1 protein-coding gene is annotated in these 572 nt (G+C 67.7%); it reads left to right on the forward strand.

All coding sequences use genetic code 11. The features are described 5' to 3' along the window. Positions 1-108: 108 nt before the first annotated feature. Positions 109-572 (forward strand): retropepsin-like aspartic protease family protein (locus tag AC01FP_RS18820; RefSeq protein WP_474482451.1); only part of this gene is annotated, 464 nt, incomplete at its 3' end.

Genomic DNA, 572 nt, shown 5'->3' on the forward strand with positions numbered 1-572 from the left:
GGCCGGTTCGCGGTGGTGCTCGCCGATGCGACGCCGGCGCGCAATGCACCCTGAGCGGTCGCTCGCGCCGGGCATGGCGCTGCGCCTCGGACACCCTATATTGGCGTGATGGATACCTCGCCGTTCTGGGATTCGCTGCTCAACGTCATCCTGCGGGTGCCCAATTCGGGCCTGCTGATCGCGACCGTGGTGGCGATCGTGCTCAGCTGGGTCGGCTCGGCGATGATCACCCGCGATATCCGCTTTGGACGGTTCGTCCGCACCGCGAGCTCGCTGTCGCTGGTCGCGATCTTCGTGCTGGTGATGGTGCAGGTCTCGCGCTTCGATCCGCGCTACGGCATGGCGGTGCCGCAGCTCGGCTTGCCCGAACAGGTGGTGCAGGGCGGTGAAACCCGGGTAGAAATGGGCCGTGACGGGCATTTCTGGATCGCGGCTGAGGTCAACGGCGAGCAGGTCGACTTCATGGTCGACACCGGTGCGACGCTGACCGCAGTGTCCGCCAGCACCGCTGACCGGATCGGGCTGGAGCCGCGCGTGGGCGGGATCCCGGTCACCCTCAACACCGCCAACGG

The organism is Cyanobium sp. NIVA-CYA 375, assembly GCF_056108345.1.